We start from the raw sequence: 1,374 nt of genomic DNA, 5'->3' as shown, positions 1-1,374 counted from the left end.
GGAAAAGCTGGCGGAAAAGTACGCTCGTTTGGCCAAAACCGTTAGCAGCAAGGTCAGACGGCGGATCTATCTCAATCGCGTCAAGAAGTACACCCTCCAGGCCAAGAATGCGCGGATTCTAGCCGGGCAGTGACGGTGCCTTGGCCGCACCGGGCCGACCGGCCCTCGTTGCGTTACTTTCCTCCCCCTCGCGGGGTCCCCTTGGGACCACTACAATATAAAGTGTCATCAGGGTAACAAACGAGGACTTTTGGTGGTCCCCACGATTTTCTTTTGGAGGGCCCCGCGGTTGTGCCTTCGCTGGATCTGCAGTTTTGTCTGCCCGGCGTAACCTACCTGAACGGTGACAGTGGTAGCCTGCCACTGGCTCACCCGGGGCAGTTTTTCGTCGCGCAGGAAAACTGGCTTGCAGTGGCCGCCGTGGAGCGCTTCCTCGATCCCGACGCGCCTGGGACGCTGGCGCTGTTCGGTCCCCCTGGCACCGGGAAGACGCGTCTCCTCGACCTCCTGGAACGGGAATATCATAGGCGGAACCCTCAAGCCGTCATTTTGCGGCAAAATGCGGCCGAGTTCGGACACGCCGTTGCCGAGGCCCTGGCGAACCGGCGTCATCGCGCATTCCGAAAAACTTGGCAGGCAGCGGACCTTGTGATCCTCGACGACCTGCAATTTCTTGCCGAATACCCCGCCGGGCAGGAGGAATGCGTGGTCATGCTCCAGGCGGCGGAGCATGGCTCACCGCGCGTTGCCGTAGCCAGCCGCGTCCGCCCCTGGCACATCACCGACCTCGACCATCGGATCGGGGAAATCCTGACGGGGGGTCTGACGGCCCCGCTGGCCCTGCCGGGCGTATCTGTTCGAAAAGCCCTTTTCCAGGCTGCTTTTGGACAGTACGGGTTTCTCCTCACCGACGCTGCGGCAGACCTGCTGGCGCAGGAATTAGCCCTCTCTCCCCGGCAAATCCTGGGCCTTGCGCAGGAAGCTGCCCACAACCTCGGCGAACGCCATGTGGACTACGAACTCGCCCAGTCACTGGTGCGAATGCACAATAAAAGAGCACTCGTGACCATGGAGCAGGTCGCCCGAGCAACCGCGCGGTACTTCCACATCCCGCTCAAGCGACTGCGTGGCCCCGGCCGGGAACGCGAGGAAGTCCTTGCCCGGGATGTCGCCATGTACCTCAGCCACAAACTGGCCAAGCGAACCCTGAAAGAAATCGGGCGTTATTTCGGGGGGCGTGACCACACCACGGTTGGCCACGGGTGCCGTAGAATCGAAGAACTCATTGCGACGGATCTGACGGTCCGCGAAGCCTTGCTGATAATCGAGGAAATGCTGGGCGTGGCATGAGGGGCCGTTCCGGCTTCGCCCGAG

1 protein-coding gene is annotated in these 1,374 nt (G+C 61.9%); it reads left to right on the top strand.

The genetic code is table 11. The annotated features are described in order from the left end of the window. Window positions 1-291: 291 nt before the first annotated feature. A complete protein-coding gene (locus tag H5U08_RS18895) occupies window positions 292-1,350 on the top strand; it encodes a helix-turn-helix domain-containing protein (protein WP_297036739.1) in 1,059 nt (352 codons plus the stop codon). Window positions 1,351-1,374 lie beyond the last annotated feature (24 nt).

The sequence above is a fragment of the Thermogutta sp. genome (assembly GCF_014359955.1).
Classification (GTDB): domain Bacteria; phylum Planctomycetota; class Planctomycetia; order Pirellulales; family Thermoguttaceae; genus Thermogutta.
The sequence above is the reverse complement of the archived record's forward strand: the minus strand, read 5'-3'. Positions and strand labels throughout refer to the sequence as shown.